This window comes from Streptomyces sp. NPDC021100 (assembly GCF_044333095.1).
In the GTDB taxonomy this organism is placed as follows: domain Bacteria; phylum Actinomycetota; class Actinomycetes; order Streptomycetales; family Streptomycetaceae; genus Streptomyces.
In genome coordinates, this window is the sequence record NZ_JBIRQH010000003.1 from 26,563 (window position 1) to 42,748 (window position 16,186).

Consider the following 16,186-nt stretch of genomic DNA (forward strand, 5'->3'; position numbering starts at 1 on the left):
CCTGCCGCGTCAGCGGTGGAAGTCCCCGGGACGTTCGGGCACCGGGAGGGTGCGGAGCAGGCCGGAGAAGGTCGTCCCCTACAGGCCGGGCGCGGCCCGGTGCGATCCCGAGGGCTGATGGTTCCCCGGTTCCCTCTCGTGCCCACGGGCCCGTACCCACGGGATTCGGCGAAAGCGCGCGGTGCCGCTTTGTGCGGCGGTATGAGGAACGCGCTGCGTTATCGAACGTTAATAGACAGGACTGGTTGTTTCCAAGCCGAAAGCGTGAATCCACGGGCCCGTTGGCAAGATCTGCCGGCGATATCCACTGATGGTGTGTCACTCGTTATGCAGCGTGGCGGCGGCGGTGCGGCGCGGGACGGGCGGGTGGTGGTGCTCGACGCGCCGGACGGCCAGCAGGGCCATGTCGTCGTCACCGTGACCGTCCGTGTGCCGGTCGACGTCGGCCACGAGGTGGTCGAGCAGGGCGTCCGGGCTCCGGAACCGCCGTCCCGCGAGCCGCCGCAGGGGGTCGTAGAAGGCGCCCGCCGCGTCCCGCGCCTCCGTCACCCCGTCGGTGAACAGCAGCAGCGTCGCCCCCGGCGGGAACGGGTGCTCCTCCACCCGGTCCGGCCCCTCCCCCGAGTCCCCCAACTCCGCCATGCCCAGCGGCAGTGCGTGCGCGCCCGGCGGGACCTCGGCCACCGTGCCGTCCGGATGCGCCAGCAGCGGGGGCGGGTGGCCGCGGTTCACCAGCCGGACGACCGGGGCGTCGCCGTGCGGCACCTCCGCCAGGACGGCGGTGGTGAAGCCCTCGAACTGGTCGATGCCGGCCCGCCGGCCGCCCTCCCGCCGCAGCGCGCGCTCCAGCCGCAGCGCGACCCCGTCCAGCGTCGGCTCCCCCTCCGCCGCCTCGCGGAACGCGCCGATCAGCACGGCCACCGCCTCCACGGCACCCAGTCCCTTGCCGCGCACGTCGCCGACGATCAGCCGGATGCCGTGTGGGGTGTCCTGGACGGCGTACAGGTCTCCGCCGATCCGGGCGTCGGCCTGCGCCGCCACGTACCGGGCCGCGACGCGCAGCCCGTCGAGTCGGGCCGGCGGGGCGGGCAGGACGGCCCGCTGCGCGGCCTCGGCGATGCCGCGGGCGGAGCGGAGGCGGCTGTCGCTGCGGCGCACCACGCGGTTGATGCCCAGGGCGAGGAGCGAGACGGTCAGCACGGTGACGTTCTCGGTGACCGATTCGCCGGTGCTCGGGGAGCCGCGGTGGACGGTGATGTCCACGGACGCCACCACGGCGATCACCGCCGCCACGGCGGTGGCCCGGGCGGAGAGCAGGGAGGCGGCGACGAGCGGGGCCGCGGAGAAGAAGGGGGCGGAGTTGTAGTTGGGAGGGGTGAGGAAGGAAAAGACCTCACCCGCGACGAGCAGCACGGCGGGCAGCCAGCAGGCGGCCCGCCACAGCACGTTCGGGGCCGCGTCCGCCGGGTGCTCCGGGCGCTCCGGCCTCTCTCGCTTCCCCACCGTGCGCTCCCTGACCCGGCCGGCACCCGACCCGGCCGGCCTCCGCTGCTCCTCCCAGCGTCGGGGCCGGGAGGGGTCACGTCCATCGGAGGGGGGCCGTGCGGGGGGGGGGCGTACGGCGGAGAGGGTTCGTGCCGGGGGGCGGCGTACAGCGGGTGGGCCCCGCCGGTCCTCAGCCCGCCGACGGCCGCCGCGTACGGCCTCCGCCGCGGGGCGCCGGGGCGGCGCCGTCCGGGCGGGGGCGGCGACGGGGGCCGCGCGCGCCGGTGGTGCCCTGCTCGGTGCCCGCCTCCGGGCCCGCGCCGGAGCGGCCACGGCCGCGGCCACGCCCGCGCCCCGAGCGCGAGGAGGACGAGGAGCCGGACGAGGACGAACCCGGGGACGACTTGCGGGCCGGGGCCGGCGGAGGCGGCGGCGGAGCGATCACCACGGGCACGCCGCTGGGCTCACGCGCCCCGGTGACCCGGCTGACCTCGGCGTCCGCGGGCTGCACCCGGGACACCTGCGGCGAGATCTTGGCGTTCGCCATCATCCGGGTCATCTCGCGGCGCTGCTCCGGCAGCACCAGGGTGACCACCGTGCCGGACTCCCCCGCGCGGGCCGTGCGGCCGCCGCGGTGCAGGTAGTCCTTGTGGTCCACGGGCGGATCGATGTTGACGACCAGGTCCAGGCCGTCGATGTGGATGCCGCGGGCCGCGACGTTGGTCGCGATCAGCGCGGTGACCTGGTCGGTGCGGAACTGCTCCAGGGTCCGGTTGCGCTGCGGCTGACTCTTGCCGCCGTGCAGCGCCGCCGCGCGGACGCCCTGCGACAGCAGCCGCTTGGTCAGCCGGTCGGCACCGCGCTTGGTGTCCACGAACATGATCACGCGCCCCTCGCGGGCGGCGATCCGGGTCACCGTGTCCTTCTTCGTGGTCTCGTCCGCGAGGTGGAACAGGTGGTGCTCCATCGTCACGACCGCGCCCGCCGAGGGGTCCACCGAGTGGGTGACGGGGTCGGTGAGGAAGCGGCGGACGAGCCGGTCGACGTTGCGGTCGAGCGTCGCGGAGAACAGCATCCGCTGGCCGCCCGGCGCGACCTGCTCCAGCAGCCGGGTGACCTGGGGCAGGAAGCCCATGTCGGCCATCTGGTCGGCCTCGTCCAGGACGGTGATCGCCACGTCGGCCAGGGAGCAGTCGCCCCGCTGGATCAGGTCGGCCAGCCGGCCCGGCGTGGCCACGAGCACCTCGGCGCCGCGGGCGAGCTGGTTGGCCTGGCGGCCGATGGACATGCCGCCGACCACGGTGGCCGTCCGCAGGTTCACGGCCGTGGCGTACGGGGCGAGCGAGTCGGTGACCTGCTGGGCCAGCTCGCGGGTGGGGACGAGGACCAGCGCGAGCGGCCGTCGGTGGTCGGCGCGCCGGCCGGCGGTCCGGGCCAGCAGGGCCAGCCCGAAGGCCAGCGTCTTGCCGGAGCCGGTGCGGCCGCGGCCGAGCACGTCGCGGCCCGCGAGCGAGTTGGGGAGGGTGGCGGCCTGGATCGGGAAGGGCGCGGTGACACCCTCGCGGGTCAGGGTGGACAGCAGCCCGGCGGGCAGGCCGAGCTCGTCGAAGGCCTCCACCGGCGGCAGCGCGGGCGTCGTGCTGACCGGGGTCTCGAACTCCGCCGGACCGTCGGCGGGCGGGGCCGGCCTGCGGCGCGCCGACTGGCCGCCGCGCGTACCGGTGGAGCGGGGCGGACGGGCGGGGCGGGCGGAGCGTGACATGCGGGACCTTCCCTGGTGGTGGCCTGAGGTGAAGCGGGTGCGGATGGGACGTGGCCGACGGGGTCCGGACGGGCCGGCTCCGGCCGCGCGGACGAGCGGTGTCGCCGACGAGCGGTGTGGCCGACGGCCGGATACCGACAACGATCGGATACCGACAACGGCCCGGGTGCCGACAGCGACCGGGTGCCGGCGACAACCCCGGTGCCGGCAACGACCGGGTATCGGCGGCGGCCGCATCGGCGACGGCCGCGTCGGCTCTGCCCGCCGTATCGCCGTATCGACAATGGGGCCCGCACCCAGTGGTGCGGGCCCCATGGCCTCGTGCGTCGGGCTACACCCCGCGTGCCGAGGGCCGTCCGCCACCGGGACGGGGCCGTTCGTCACGCGGGCGTCGCCCGTGCGTCGAGAATCGTCCGCCGATGGCCGGAGCCGTCGGACAGTGACGACAGTCGTCAGATGGTGACGATGTTCTCCGCCTGCAGGCCCTTCTGGCCCTGCGTGACGTCGAAGGACACCTTCTGGCCCTCGAGGAGCTCACGGAAGCCGCTGGAGGCGATGTTCGAGTAGTGGGCGAAGACGTCCGGGCCGCCGCCGTCCTGCTCGATGAAGCCGAAGCCCTTCTCCGAGTTGAACCACTTCACGGTGCCAGTAGCCATGTCTATCTCCTTAGGAATGGGATGGCCCCACGCCGGAATAGACCGGCAAAACAAAAATGCGCCTTCGGCTACATGGCCGAGGCGCACACGAGTTCATGGGTACCACAACTGCAACTTCGTCGACAGTAGCACACGGCGAACGGGCCGCGCTGTGACCCCGGTCTCACCGGACACCGGCAGGGGCGGGCGGCCCTGAACCGCCCGCCCTGCCGCTTCCACCGCACCACGCCTTATAACTCGACCCCCAGCGCCCGCGCGTGCCGGTCCGCCGCCACTTCCGCCTCCGCTTCGTCCAGGTACACCTCGCACACCAGCCGCCCGTCGGACGTCATGTTGTGCTCCAGCTCCCAGAGCGAGACCTCGCCTCCGCCCTCCAGCAGGAACGCGTGCTCGTAGAACCGGCACCAGGTGGCGTCCCGGTCGGGACCGCGCCGTCGCGGCTTGGTGATCAGCGCGATGTGGTGGCCCAGGGCGCCCCGCAGGATCTCGCCGACCACCTCGCCCGGTCCGTCCGGGTTCTCGGCCCGGCGCAGCAGCCGCCGGGCGTGGTCGGGAGACGCCTCGGAGACGTACTCGCGGCGGGGCCGCACCGGGCCCATGGCGAGCAGCAGCTCCTCGGCCAGCCAGGCAGGCAGCTCCTCGTCCTCCGCGCCGGGGCCGATGCCGCCGCCGATCCGCTCGTGGACCCGCCGCTCGGCCTCGTCGAGGGCGTCCTCGCGGGCGTACAGCTCGTACAGCAGCTCCCCGCTCGGCCCGGTGTCGTGCTCCAGCTCGTACAGCAGCAGGCTGCTGCCGTCCGCGAGGAGGAAGACGTGCCGGTACGTGTTGCACCGCAGCGGACGGTCGCCGTCGTTGCGCTGCCGGTACGAGCGGAGCTCGGCCTGGTGCATCAGCGCGGTGCGCAGCCGCTCCAGCAGCGGCTCGCCGATCTCGAACCCGTTCTGCGCGCGTGCGAGCAGTCCGGCGACGTGCTCGGCGGGCGTCGGGCCACCACCCCGGTTCGCTCCCCCGCCCGTGCGCATCTGCTCCATGCCCCTCGACCTCCCGGCCTTCTCCTGCCCACCCCGCGCACTTACGGTAGCGGCGCGAACACGGGGCAGGGGCGGGTTCGCCGCATCCGCCGGGGCGCCCGTTTGACCGGCGAACGCGCGCCCCTCGGGCCCCCGGCCTACAGTCGAAGGCGTGTGCCGGGCGCCGTGCGGGGCCCGTGGCACCGTCCACCGGGACCCGACGCGCAGGAGGCCGCCGTGACCGCCGCCCCGCCCCCCGAGGAACTCAGCGAGCCGGTCGTCCGCGCGCTCGTCGTCGCCATGCGCGACGGCGACCGGGACGCCTTCTACGCCGCCTTCGCCGCCGATGCCGAGCTCACCGACGACGGCGCCCTCCAGGACCTGCGCTCCTGGGCGGAGCGCGAGGTGTTCGAGGCGCGCGGGCGGCTGGAGGTGGCGGAGGAGCGGCAGCACGGGCGGTATCTGCTCGGCCGCTTCCGCTCGGACCGGGCGGATCTGCACGGAACGTACTGGCACTTCCAGATCACCGACGGACGGATCACCCGGCTCGACGTCGGCCAGGGCTGAGAGGCCCGGCCGACGGACCCGAGAGCATCGACGGACCCGAGAGCATCGACGGACCCGAGAGCATCGGCAGACCCGAGAGCATCGGCAGACCGGAAAGCACCGGCGGACCGGTGGGCGCAGGCGGACCCGGAGAGCACAGGACCCGCCAAGCGTGAGGATGTTGTGCACACGGCCGGCGCCGAGGCAACCCGCGCCCCGGCCCCCTCTTCTTACCGCCGGTGGGAGGCGGCCGCCTCCCGGGGTCAGAGGAGGACCGAGATGCCCCCGTACGAGACGCCCCTGTGCTCCCCGCGGACCCTCAGCCGTCCACCGCGCCCCGCCGGCCACCGGGTCGCCCTGGACTACCGGCGGCGCACGGCCGTCGTCGACGGCCGGGAACTGCGGCTCACCGGCCGGGAGTTCGAGCTCCTCGCGCATCTGGTCGGCCGCCCGCACCAGGTGCACACCCGGCGCCAGCTGCTGGCCTCGGTCTGGGGGCCGACCTGCGTCGGCGGCGGGCGCACCGTGGACGTCCACATCGCCCGGCTGCGCGGCAAGTTGGGGCCGGGATACCGCGAGACGATCGTGACGGTGCGGCACGTCGGATACGCGTACGACCCGCCACGCGCGGCGGCGACCGAGGTCCCGTGAGCCGGGCGACCCGGCGCGGGGACGAAGTCGGTAAATCACCGACTGCCGCCGCGGAAGCGCGGGGCCTGTGCCGTGAATCACTCCCGGCCGCCGCGGAGAGCATTCGGACGGCGGCCCTCCGGAAGCCCGTCCGTCTCACCGCCGCCGCCTTTGCCCGATCGTCGGCATTTCGGCCGGACATCGGACGGGACGGCGATCCCCGCCGGCCCCAATAACGCCACGAAGCCCAGGTCAGATGTCTCTGACCTGGGCTCCCGTGGTAGGCCGTGTGGGACTCGAACCCACAACCAATGGATTAAAAGTCCACTGCTCTGCCAATTGAGCTAACGGCCCGCACCCCGCAGCATAGCCCGGCAGGGCGCCGGATCCCGAGTCGTTATCCCCGGCACTTTTCCGGAAGGGCTCCAGGAAGGAGCCCTTCCGCTACCGGGGCGCCGTACGGGCCCTCAGTTCCGCTGGTGGGAAGGGTGCTTGCCCTTCCCGTCAGCGTGATCAGCCGTTGCGCTTCCAGCGCGGCTTGTCGGCACGGCGGTCGAACGACGAGCCGGCGCCGCGGTGGTCGTCACGGCGGCCGTAGGGGCGGTCACCGCCGCCGGAACGGAAGCCGGAGGACGGACGGTCGTCGCGGCGGTCGCGGTTGAACGGGCGGTCGCCGCCACCGGAGCGGAAGCCACCGGACGGGCGGTCGCCGCCGGAGCGGAAGCCGGAGGACGGACGGTCGTCGCGGCGGAAGCCACCGGAGTGCCGGTCGTCGCGACGGTCGCGGTTGAACGGACGGTCGTCACGGCGCTCGTCGCGGCGGAACCCGCCACGGTCGCCCCCGCGGTCCTCGCGGTCGTCACGGCGGAAGCCACCCGACGGGCGGTCGTCACGACGGAAGCCGGAGGACGGACGGTCGTCGCGACGCTCGTCGCGGCGGAAGCCACCGGACGGGCGGTCGTCACGGCGGAAACCGGAGGACGGACGGTCGTCACGACGGAAGCCGGAGGACGGACGGTCGTCACGACGCTCGTCGCGGCGGAAGCCACCCGACGGGCGGTCGTCACGACGCTCGTCACGACGGAAGCCGCCACGGTCGCCCCCGCGGTCGTCGCGGCGGAACCCGCCACGGTCGCCGCCCCGCTCCTCGCGGTCGTCACGGCGGAAACCGCCCGAGCGGCGCTCGAAGTTGCCCCGCTCGTCGCGGCGCTCGGTCTGCGCGGGCACGGCGGCGGCAGCGGCCTCCTCCGCGATCCGGACGGCCTCGGCGGCAGCCTCCTCGGCGGCGGCGGCCACGGCGGCCTCCGGGTCCTCACCGCGCTCGCGGGCGGCGCGGGCCAGCAGGCGGTCGGCCTCCTCGCGCAGCTCGGTGGCGCGGCGCTGGGCGCGCTCCAGCTGGCGGTTGAGGTCGGCCAGGTCGCGCTCCGCCTGCTTGGCGGCGTTCGCGGCCGAGTCGGCCTGCACCTCGGTGAGCGAGCGGGCGCCGGTGATCTCGGCGACCTCGGGGTCGAAGGCGCCGGCGCCGCCGACGATGTGGCGCGAGGCGTCCACGCCCGCGTCCTCCATCAGGCGGAAGATCTGCCGGCGCTGGTGCGGCAGGGCCAGCGAGACGACCGTGCCGGACTGGCCGGCGCGGGCCGTACGGCCGGAGCGGTGCAGGTAGTCCTTGTGGTCGCCGGCCGGGTCCACGTTGAGGACCAGGTCGATGCCGTCCACGTGGATGCCTCGGGCGGCCACGTCGGTGGCGACCAGGCAGTTGACGCGGCCGCCCTTGAAGTCCTCCAGGACGCGGGTACGGGCGCCCTGGGTCATGCCGCCGTGCAGCGCGTCCGCGCGGACACCGGCGTCGAGCAGCTGCTCGGCGACGCGGTCGGCGCCCATCTGGGTGCGGACGAAGATGATGGTGCGGCCCTTGCGGGCGGCGATGGCGGCGGTGACCGGCGCCTTGTCCTTCGGCTTCACGACGAGGACGTGGTGGGTCATCGTGGTGACCGCACCGGCGGACGGGTCCACCTCGTGCGTGACTGGGTCGACCAGGTAGCGCTTGACCAGGGTGTCGATCTCGTTCTCCAGCGTCGCGGAGAACAGCAGGCGCTGGCCGCCGGACGGCACCAGGTCGAGGATCTCGGTGACCTCGGGCAGGAAGCCCATGTCGGCCATCTGGTCGGCCTCGTCGAGGACGGCGACCTTGACCTTGTCGAGGGAGGCGGCGCCGCGGTTGATGATGTCGCGCAGGCGGCCCGGGGTGGCGACGAGGATGTCGACGCCGCGCTCCAGGGCGTAGATCTGGTTGCCCATGGACGTACCGCCGCAGACGACCTTCATCTTCAGGCCGAGGACGTCGCCGTAGGGCTGGAGGGCGTCGGCGACCTGCATCGCCAGCTCGCGGGTCGGGGTGAGGATCAGACCGCGCGGACGCTTCTTCTCGGTGTGGCCGCCCGCGAGGATCGACAGCAGCGGCAGACCGAACGAGAGGGTCTTGCCGGAGCCGGTACGGCCGCGGCCCAGGATGTCCTTGCCGGCCAGGGCGTCCGGGATGGTCGCCGCCTGGATCGGGAAGGGGGTGGTGACACCGTTCTGGGCGAGCTTGCGGACGATCGCCTCGTCCAGGCCCAGGTCGGCGAAGGTGATCGTCGGCTCGTCGGCCTCGGGGGCCTCTGCGGCGACGTCGGTCGCGGGGGCCTCGGTGGCCTCGGCGATCTCGGGGGACTCGACGATCGTCTCGTCGGCCTCGGGCATGACGGTCTGGTCAGTGGAAATGGACATGCGAAATGCGAAACCTTCCGGAGTTTCGGCACGCGCCCAAGCTCCGTGTCGGCTTCACAAATGACCGCCTCGATGCGGTCAGCCACGGCAAGGTAAGGAACGCGCCACACGGCGCGCATCTGACAGGCGCCGGGCAAATGGGATCAAACGATCTACCACCATACGCACTCGACACCACCGAGCGCAACCCCGCCCTCCCCGCCGCTCCCGTGACCCGCCCCACAGCGCTCATCGGACCGCCTAAGCGACCGGCCCGGCCTGCGGCGTCGGGTGCGGGGCCGGCGAGTCGGTGACGGGCGCGGGCGGCGACGGCGGAACCGGCGGGTCCGGGTTGGGTGCCGGCCGGCTGGGCGGCGCGGGCGAGGCGGGCGGCTTCGCGGGGGCGGGGGACGCGCCCGGCGCCGGGGGTTTCTTCCGGTCGCCCGGCTTGGCGGGCTTGCCCTGTGGCGAGGGCGCCGCCGGCCCCCCGTCCGCGCCGGCGGACGGAGCGGCGCTCGACGACCCGTCGCGCGCGTCCTTGGTCCCCGGGCTCCCGCCGGCGCCCCGCACGCCCTTGGCGTCCGCCCGCTCCGGCCGGCCGTCCGGCGCCGTCTTCCCGCCGTCCGGCCGGGCCCCGGCCTCCCGCTGCCGCCCGGACGCGGAGGGCGCCGGCCGGCCGGGCTCGCTCACGCTCATGCAGCCGCCGAGGGCCAGGGTCGCCACGGCCACCGCCGCGAGGCGGGTGGCGGCCGACCGCCGCCGGCCGGACGCAGGGTGCACCCGGCCCGCGGGGGGTTCGGAGTGCACGGGAATCGCGCGCATGGGAGGGACCGCCTTCGGGACTCGCGGGGACAGGCTCCCTGCCCAACTGGCCCCACACCGCGCAGGACACGCGCCCCGCCGCACCGGCCCGAGACGGAACGCCCGCCTCCGGCCGCGCACCCGCCGGGATCGGCGAAGAACACCACGGGCCGGGACGCACGACGCGCCTCCCGGACGCCCCTCGCGTCCCGGCCGGCCGCGCGGGCGGCCGCGCCCGCGGCCGCCCGGCCTCAGCCGTACCCGAGCGCGTGCAGCCGCTCGTCGTCGATGCCGAAGTGGTGCGCCACCTCGTGCACCACGGTGACCTCCACCTCCGCCACGACCTCCTCCCGCGTCGCGCACATGCGCAGCGTGGGACCGCGGTAGACGGTGATCCGGTCGGGCAGCACCCCCGCGTACCACTCGCCGCGCTCCGTCAGCGGCGTCCCCTCGTAGAGCCCGAGCAGCTCCGGGTCGTCCGCCGGGGGCTCGTCCTCGACGAACACGGCGACGTTGTCCATCAGCCGCGTCAGCTCCGGCGGGATCCGGTCCAGCCCCTCGGCGACCAGCTCCTCGAACTCCTCGCGCGTCATCTCTAGCACGCTCGCCATTGTCCGCCACGGAGGGCCGCGGCGCGGGGCGCGCGGGGCCTTCTCCGGCCGCCGCGACCCCCGCCGCCCTTGGCCTCGGCAAACCGTTTTGGCGTTCGCTCCCGACATCCCATATGCTTCTCACGTCCCCGAGGCGCCGCAAAGCGCCCAGGTGGGCCATTCAGCCCTCATCGTCTAGTGGCCCAGGACGCCGCCCTTTCAAGGCGGTAGCACGGGTTCGAATCCCGTTGGGGGCACGCTGTACCGTGTGCGAGACTAGTGCTCGCACATAGCAAGGTCCTGTGGAGCAGTTTGGAGTGCTCGCCACCCTGTCAAGGTGGAGGCCGCGGGTTCAAATCCCGTCAGGACCGCTGCAAGCATCTCGGTGCTTGCGTGGCTGGGTAGCTCAGTTGGTACGAGCGTCCGCCTGAAAAGCGGAAGGTCGCCGGTTCGACCCCGGCCCCAGCCACTGTGAGGCCCCCGTCTTCGGACGGGGGCCTCGGTGTTTGAGGTGCCCCGGTCCTCCCAGAGAGCACCCCCACGCCGCGGCCGCCCCTAAATGCGTTCGCCGCTTCGTCCCGCCTGGTGCGATCCTGGGGTCCGTATGTCTACGCAGCCTGCCCTCACCCCTGCCGGCCTCGCCGCGCGCCTGTCCGAGCTGTCCCTGCGCGATGCGCAGCGGCTGGGCCGCAGGCTGGACGGTGCCCGCCGGATCCGCAAGCCCGAGGCCCGGGAGGCGGTCCTCACCGAGATCGACGCCGAGATCGGCCAGGCCGAGGAGCGCGTGGCGCGCCGCGCGGCCCGGGTGCCGGCCGTCACGTACCCCGAGCAGCTCCCGGTCAGCCAGAAGAAGGACGCGATCCTGGAGGCGATACGCGACCACCAGGTCGTCATCGTCGCGGGTGAGACCGGTTCCGGCAAGACCACGCAGATCCCCAAGATCTGCCTGGAGCTGGGCCGGGGCGTCCGCGGGCTGATCGGGCACACCCAGCCCCGCCGGCTCGCCGCCCGTACGGTGGCGGAGCGGGTCGCGGAGGAGCTGCGCACGCCGCTGGGCGAGGCCGTCGGCTGGAAGGTCCGGTTCACCGACCAGGTCGGGCCGGACACCATGGTCAAGCTGATGACCGACGGCATCCTGCTGGCGGAGATCCAGACCGACCGCGAGCTGCGCCAGTACGACACGATCATCATCGACGAGGCCCACGAGCGCAGCCTCAACATCGACTTCATCCTGGGCTACCTCGCCCAGCTGCTCCCCCGCCGCCCCGACCTCAAGGTCGTGATCACCTCGGCGACGATCGACCCGGAGCGCTTCTCCCGGCACTTCGGTGACGCTCCGATCATCGAGGTCAGCGGGCGGACGTACCCGGTCGAGGTGCGCTACCGGCCGCTGCTGGAGGAGCAGTCCGAGGACTCCGACCGCGACCAGATCACGGCGATCTGCGACGCGGTGGACGAGCTCCAGCGGGAGGGCGACGGCGACATCCTGGTCTTCCTCTCCGGTGAGCGGGAGATCCGGGACACGGCGGACGCGCTGGAGAAGAAGAAACTCAGGTTCACCGAAATCCTGCCGCTGTACGCGCGCCTCTCCCACGCCGAGCAGCACCGCGTCTTCCAGCGCCACACCGGCCGTCGCATCGTCCTGGCCACCAACGTCGCCGAGACGTCCCTCACCGTCCCCGGCATCAAGTACGTCATCGACCCCGGCTTCGCCCGGATCTCGCGCTACAGCCACCGCACCAAGGTGCAGCGGCTGCCGATCGAGCCGGTCTCCCAGGCCAGCGCCAACCAGCGCAAGGGCCGCTGCGGCCGGACGAGCGACGGCGTCTGCATCCGGCTGTACTCGGAGGACGACTTCCTCTCCCGGCCGGAGTTCACGGACGCGGAGATCCTGCGGACGAACCTCGCCTCCGTCATCCTCCAGATGACCGCCGCCGGGCTCGGGGACATCGAGAAGTTCCCGTTCATCGACCCGCCGGACCGGCGCAACATCAAGGACGGCGTCGACCTGCTCCAGGAGCTGGGCGCGCTCGACCCGCAACAGAAGGATCCCAAGAAGCGCCTGACGCCCCTCGGCCGGAAGCTGTCGCAGCTCCCCGTGGACCCGCGCCTCGCCCGCATGGTGCTGGAAGCGGACCGGAACGGCTGTGTCCGCGAGGTGATGGTGATCGCCGCCGCGCTGTCCATCCAGGACCCGCGCGAGCGGCCGTCGGAGAAGCAGCAGCAGGCGGACCAGCAGCACGCCCGCTTCAAGGACGAGACGAGCGACTTCCTCGCCTTCCTCAACCTCTGGCGCTACGTGCGCGAGCAGCAGAAGGCGCTGTCGTCCTCGGCGTTCCGGCGCATGTGCAAGTCGGAGTTCCTGAACTACCTGCGGATACGCGAGTGGCAGGACATCTACACGCAGCTGCGCACGGTCGCGAAGTCGATGGGCGTGCACCTGAACGACGAGGACGCGGTCCCGGAGCGGGTCCACCAGTCGCTGCTCGCGGGTCTGCTCTCGCACCTCGGACTCAAGGACACCGAGAAGAACGAGTACCTCGGCGCCCGCAGCGCCAAGTTCGCGGTCTTCCCCGGCTCGGCCCTCTTCAAGAAGCCGCCGCGCTGGATCATGTCGGCGGAGCTGGTGGAGACCTCCCGGCTGTGGGCCCGGGTGAACGCCCGGATCGAGCCGGAGTGGATCGAACCGCTCGCCCAGCACCTGGTGAAGCGCACCTACAGCGAGCCGCACTGGGAGCAGAAGCAGGCGGCCGTCATGGCGTACGAGCGGGTGACGCTCTACGGCGTGCCGATCGTGGCGCAGCGCAAGGTCAACTACGGCCGGATCGACCCGGAGACCAGCCGCGAGCTGTTCATCCGCAACGCGCTGGTCGAGGGCGACTGGAAGACGCACCACCAGTTCTTCCACGACAACCGCAAGCTCCTCGGCGAGGTCGAGGAGCTGGAGCACCGGGCGCGCCGCCGGGACATCCTGGTGGACGACGAGACGCTGTTCGACTTCTACGACCAGCGGCTGCCCGAACACGTGGTGTCCGGCGCGCACTTCGACTCCTGGTGGAAGCACAAGCGGCGTGAGGAGCCGGGGCTGCTCGACTTCGAGCACTCCATGCTGATCAACGAGAACGCCGAGGCGGTCACCAAGGACGACTATCCGGACTCCTGGCGGCAGGGCCGGCTGAAGTTCCGGGTGACGTACCAGTTCGAGCCGGGGGCGGACGCGGACGGCGTGACGGTCCACATCCCGCTCCAGGTGCTCAACCAGGTCTCCCCGGAGGGCTTCGACTGGCAGATCCCGGGCCTGCGCGAGGACCTGGTGACCGAGCTGATCCGCTCGCTGCCGAAGCCGCTGCGCCGCAACTGCGTGCCGGCACCGAACTACGCGCGGCGCTTCCTGGACGGCACGGTCCCCGTGCAGGAGCCGCTGACGACCGTGCTCGCCCGCGAGCTGCACCGGATGACCGCCGTCCGGATCGAGGCCGACGACTTCGACCCGAGCCGCGTCCCCGACCACCTGAAGATCACCTTCCGGATCGTCGACGAGCGCAAGCGCAAGATCGCCGAGGACAAGGACCTGGAGGCGCTGCGCACCCGGTTGAAGCCGAAGACGCAGGCGGCCATCACCAAGGCCTTCGAGAAGGCCACGACGGCCTCCGGGAGCGCCGCCGGGCCCGAGCAGCGGTCCGGGCTCACCCAGTGGACGATCGGGGCCCTGCCGCGCACCTTCGAGACCCGGCGCGCGGGGCAGCCCGTCAAGGCGTACCCGGCGCTGGTCGACGAGGGCGCCTCGGTGGCCGTCCGCCTCTTCGACACCGAGGAGGAGCAGCGGCAGGCCATGTGGCGCGGCACCCGCCGCCTCATCCTGCTCAACCTGCCCTCCAACCCCGCCAAGTTCGCCCAGGACAAGCTGAGCAACCAGCAGAAGCTCGCCCTGTCCCGGAACCCGCACGGCTCCGTCCAGGCCCTCTTCGAGGACTGCGTGGCCGGTGCGGCGGACAAGCTGATCGCCGGGCACGGCGGGCCCGCCTGGGACGAGGAGGGCTTCCGGAAGCTCTTCGACGCGGTCCGGGCGGACATCGTCGACGTGACGCTGGACACCATCCGCAAGGTGCAGGAGGTGCTGGCCGCCTGGCAGGCGTGCGAGCGCCGGCTGAAGGCCACCACCAGTCCCGTGCTGCTCACGTCCCTCACGGACATCAAGCAGCAGCTCGCGGAGCTGGTGAAGCCCGGCTTCGTGACCGCCCACGGCGTCCGCCGGCTGCCCGACCTGCTGCGCTACCTGGTGGCCGTGGACCGGCGGCTGACCCAGCTGCCCACCAACGCGGAACGGGACCGGGCGCGGCTGGCCAAGGTCAAGGAGATGCAGGACGAGCACGCGTGGCTGCTGGAGCAGTTCCCGAAGGGGCGTCCGGTGCCCCAGGAGGCCCTGGACATCCGCTGGATGATCGAGGAGCTGCGGGTGAGCTACTTCGCGCACGCGCTCGGCACGGCGTTCCCGGTCTCGGACAAGCGCATCGTGAAGGCCATCGACGCCCTCGCGCCCTGACCCCGGGAGAGCATCGGGACGGCCTCGGGAAGGCGAGTTCGACCGCACCCCCTGACCTGCTGTAGAGTCTTGCCACGCAGCACCGCGAAGGCGGGAAAGCAGCAAGGTCCTGTGGAGCAGTTTGGAGTGCTCGCCACCCTGTCAAGGTGGAGGCCGCGGGTTCAAATCCCGTCAGGACCGCATCGGAAGAGGCCCGTTCTCCGCGAGGAGAGCGGGCCTCTTCGTTCGCCGTGATCCACCAGGGTCCGTCGCGCACGGCCTGCCGGATGGCCGAAACGCGCCCCTCCCCCGCCCTGCCGGCGGATGGCCGAGGGCACCCGCCCGCCGCACCCCGCTCCTTGACGGCGACACGTGCCAGGGGTACGCAGTCAGTGGGAGGTGCGCGCCCGATGACCACGACCAGCCCGACCGCGAGGACCCGGCACGAGACCGGGGCGCTGCTGCGAGCCCACCTCTCGGCGTCCGTCCGCTACCGCCATCTGACCCGTCACTGCGCAGTCTGCCACCGGCTCCTGCGGCTGGCCCTGGAGACCGCGCCCGGTGGCCCCGCGGGCGCCCAGGGCGGCCCGGAGGGGTCCGGGGAGGGCCCGGCGGCATGACGGACGGCGTGGGTCCCCGAAACGGCGGACGACCGGCCGTACGGTACGGACGTAGGACCGGCGGCGGCGCACCGCGGCCGGCCTTTCCCGGGAACAGACGGGACGGTCGGCTTCTCTATACCGGCCGGTGACGGGCGGCAACCTCGGGATGCTGTGACGGGAGTCACCGAAAGAGTTACGGAGATGACGGAACTCACGCCCCGGTCATCACCGGTCAATTTAATATGTGCAATTGCACCGACTGCTCAACCATTCCCGAATGGGAGCCGGCGGTACACCCGGGGGTTCCGCGGCACGGCACGGATCCGGGAGCGGACACAAAAAAGACCGCGCTGGACCCGGCGGAGCCCAGCGCGATCGACGACGTCACCCGTTCCGGGCGCGGATCCCTGTTGGGGGCAGGTCTCCGCAGTCGTGTGGTGCCTGGTGGAACGTGTGGAGCTGAGGGTGGGCGGTCACCGGGTTGGGGGCCCCGGAAAACGCCCGGTCATACGGTGGTTCAGGACTCGCTGCGCTGCTGCGGGATGCCTGCCAGCAGCGCCCGGACCTCCGCCTCGCGGTAACGGCGGTGGCCTCCGAGCGTACGGATCGACGTGAGCTTGCCTGCCTTCGCCCACCGCGTGACCGTCTTCGGGTCCACGCGGAACATCGTGGCAACCTCAGCCGGGGTCAACAGCGGCTCGGCATCAGGGGTGCGAGCGGTCATGAGCGGCCTCCTCGGGAGAACCGAGTTCAGGATCGGTTCTTTCCTCTAAATTCTGCACCTTGACCCGCGTTGCCCGAAATGGCGGACGCGGGCCGAGTCGGTTATAGGACGAA

12 protein-coding genes and 5 tRNA genes are annotated in these 16,186 nt (G+C 72.8%); 8 read left to right on the forward strand and 9 right to left on the reverse strand.

Annotated elements, in window-relative coordinates; all coding sequences use genetic code 11:
• Nucleotides 1–318: 318 nt before the first annotated feature.
• The 4 genes from ACH4PU_RS06610 to ACH4PU_RS06625 all read right to left on the reverse strand — a co-directional run bounded on the left by ACH4PU_RS06610 (nucleotide 319) and on the right by ACH4PU_RS06625 (nucleotide 4,934).
• On the reverse strand, nucleotides 319–1,503 hold the full coding sequence (locus tag ACH4PU_RS06610; RefSeq protein WP_398267066.1) for a PP2C family protein-serine/threonine phosphatase: 1,185 nt from the start codon (nucleotides 1,501–1,503) through the stop codon (nucleotides 319–321).
• A 172-nt stretch (nucleotides 1,504–1,675) separates the two neighbouring features.
• Nucleotides 1,676–3,247, reverse strand: coding sequence for a DEAD/DEAH box helicase (locus ACH4PU_RS06615; RefSeq protein ID WP_398267069.1), 1,572 nt, complete (start codon nucleotides 3,245–3,247; stop codon nucleotides 1,676–1,678).
• A gap of 452 nt (nucleotides 3,248–3,699) precedes the next feature.
• A complete protein-coding gene (locus ACH4PU_RS06620; protein WP_109282060.1) occupies nucleotides 3,700–3,903 on the reverse strand; it encodes a cold-shock protein in 204 nt (67 codons plus the stop codon).
• A gap of 230 nt (nucleotides 3,904–4,133) precedes the next feature.
• Complete coding sequence (locus tag ACH4PU_RS06625; protein WP_398267073.1) at nucleotides 4,134–4,934, reverse strand: DUF6227 family protein; 801 nt, start codon at nucleotides 4,932–4,934, stop codon at nucleotides 4,134–4,136.
• 216 nt (nucleotides 4,935–5,150) lie between these two features.
• On the opposite strand from ACH4PU_RS06625, the gene ACH4PU_RS06630 reads away from it, so the two are divergent.
• Complete coding sequence (locus tag ACH4PU_RS06630) at nucleotides 5,151–5,480, forward strand: nuclear transport factor 2 family protein (protein WP_398267076.1); 330 nt, start codon at nucleotides 5,151–5,153, stop codon at nucleotides 5,478–5,480.
• Nucleotides 5,481–5,738: 258 nt separating this feature from the next.
• Nucleotides 5,739–6,110: a winged helix-turn-helix domain-containing protein gene (locus ACH4PU_RS06635; RefSeq protein ID WP_398267079.1), complete on the forward strand. Its 372-nt coding sequence runs from the start codon at nucleotides 5,739–5,741 to the stop codon at nucleotides 6,108–6,110.
• 257 nt (nucleotides 6,111–6,367) lie between these two features.
• Here ACH4PU_RS06635 and ACH4PU_RS06640 read toward each other — a convergent pair.
• The 4 genes from ACH4PU_RS06640 to ACH4PU_RS06655 form a co-directional block, all read right to left on the reverse strand.
• A tRNA-Lys gene (locus tag ACH4PU_RS06640) sits at nucleotides 6,368–6,443 on the reverse strand.
• Nucleotides 6,444–6,602: 159 nt separating this feature from the next.
• Nucleotides 6,603–8,855, reverse strand: coding sequence for a DEAD/DEAH box helicase (locus tag ACH4PU_RS06645; RefSeq protein ID WP_398267082.1), 2,253 nt, complete (start codon nucleotides 8,853–8,855; stop codon nucleotides 6,603–6,605).
• Between the two features lie 240 nt (nucleotides 8,856–9,095).
• On the reverse strand, nucleotides 9,096–9,656 hold the full coding sequence (locus ACH4PU_RS06650) for a hypothetical protein (RefSeq protein ID WP_398267085.1): 561 nt from the start codon (nucleotides 9,654–9,656) through the stop codon (nucleotides 9,096–9,098).
• A gap of 230 nt (nucleotides 9,657–9,886) precedes the next feature.
• Nucleotides 9,887–10,237: a metallopeptidase family protein gene (locus ACH4PU_RS06655; RefSeq protein WP_004947857.1), complete on the reverse strand. Its 351-nt coding sequence runs from the start codon at nucleotides 10,235–10,237 to the stop codon at nucleotides 9,887–9,889.
• Nucleotides 10,238–10,409: 172 nt separating this feature from the next.
• On the opposite strand from ACH4PU_RS06655, the gene ACH4PU_RS06660 reads away from it, so the two are divergent.
• The 6 genes from ACH4PU_RS06660 (at nucleotide 10,410) to ACH4PU_RS06685 (ending at nucleotide 15,367) form a co-directional block, all read left to right on the forward strand.
• Nucleotides 10,410–10,482, forward strand: a tRNA-Glu gene (locus tag ACH4PU_RS06660).
• Between the two features lie 39 nt (nucleotides 10,483–10,521).
• Nucleotides 10,522–10,596 (forward strand) — tRNA-Asp (locus ACH4PU_RS06665).
• Nucleotides 10,597–10,620: 24 nt separating this feature from the next.
• Nucleotides 10,621–10,694, forward strand: a tRNA-Phe gene (locus ACH4PU_RS06670).
• Nucleotides 10,695–10,829: 135 nt separating this feature from the next.
• Nucleotides 10,830–14,768: an ATP-dependent RNA helicase HrpA gene (gene hrpA, locus ACH4PU_RS06675; RefSeq protein WP_398267088.1), complete on the forward strand. Its 3,939-nt coding sequence runs from the start codon at nucleotides 10,830–10,832 to the stop codon at nucleotides 14,766–14,768.
• 105 nt (nucleotides 14,769–14,873) lie between these two features.
• Nucleotides 14,874–14,948 (forward strand) — tRNA-Asp (locus tag ACH4PU_RS06680).
• A gap of 209 nt (nucleotides 14,949–15,157) precedes the next feature.
• Complete coding sequence (locus tag ACH4PU_RS06685) at nucleotides 15,158–15,367, forward strand: DUF6274 family protein (protein ID WP_398267091.1); 210 nt, start codon at nucleotides 15,158–15,160, stop codon at nucleotides 15,365–15,367.
• 499 nt (nucleotides 15,368–15,866) lie between these two features.
• On the opposite strand, the gene bldC is transcribed toward ACH4PU_RS06685, so the two are convergent.
• The gene (bldC, locus tag ACH4PU_RS06690) at nucleotides 15,867–16,073 is read right to left on the reverse strand and encodes a developmental transcriptional regulator BldC (protein ID WP_003980577.1); all 207 of its coding nucleotides are present in this window, start codon (nucleotides 16,071–16,073) and stop codon (nucleotides 15,867–15,869) included.
• Nucleotides 16,074–16,186: the final 113 nt, after the last annotated feature.

Excerpts from the sequence above, each read along its gene's own strand:
- ACH4PU_RS06615 (WP_398267069.1), bottom strand. The coding sequence starts at position 3,247 with ATGTCACGCTCCGCCCGCCCCGCCCGTCCGCCCCGCTCCACCGGTACG.
- ACH4PU_RS06620 (WP_109282060.1), bottom strand. The coding sequence starts at position 3,903 with ATGGCTACTGGCACCGTGAAGTGGTTCAACTCGGAGAAGGGCTTCGGC.
- ACH4PU_RS06625 (WP_398267073.1), bottom strand. The coding sequence starts at position 4,934 with ATGGAGCAGATGCGCACGGGCGGGGGAGCGAACCGGGGTGGTGGCCCG.
- ACH4PU_RS06635 (WP_398267079.1), top strand. The coding sequence starts at position 5,739 with ATGCCCCCGTACGAGACGCCCCTGTGCTCCCCGCGGACCCTCAGCCGT.
- ACH4PU_RS06645 (WP_398267082.1), bottom strand. The coding sequence starts at position 8,855 with ATGTCCATTTCCACTGACCAGACCGTCATGCCCGAGGCCGACGAGACG.
- ACH4PU_RS06650 (WP_398267085.1), bottom strand. The coding sequence starts at position 9,656 with ATGCGCGCGATTCCCGTGCACTCCGAACCCCCCGCGGGCCGGGTGCAC.
- hrpA (WP_398267088.1), top strand. The coding sequence starts at position 10,830 with ATGTCTACGCAGCCTGCCCTCACCCCTGCCGGCCTCGCCGCGCGCCTG.
- ACH4PU_RS06685 (WP_398267091.1), top strand. The coding sequence starts at position 15,158 with ATGACCACGACCAGCCCGACCGCGAGGACCCGGCACGAGACCGGGGCG.
- bldC (WP_003980577.1), bottom strand. The coding sequence starts at position 16,073 with ATGACCGCTCGCACCCCTGATGCCGAGCCGCTGTTGACCCCGGCTGAG.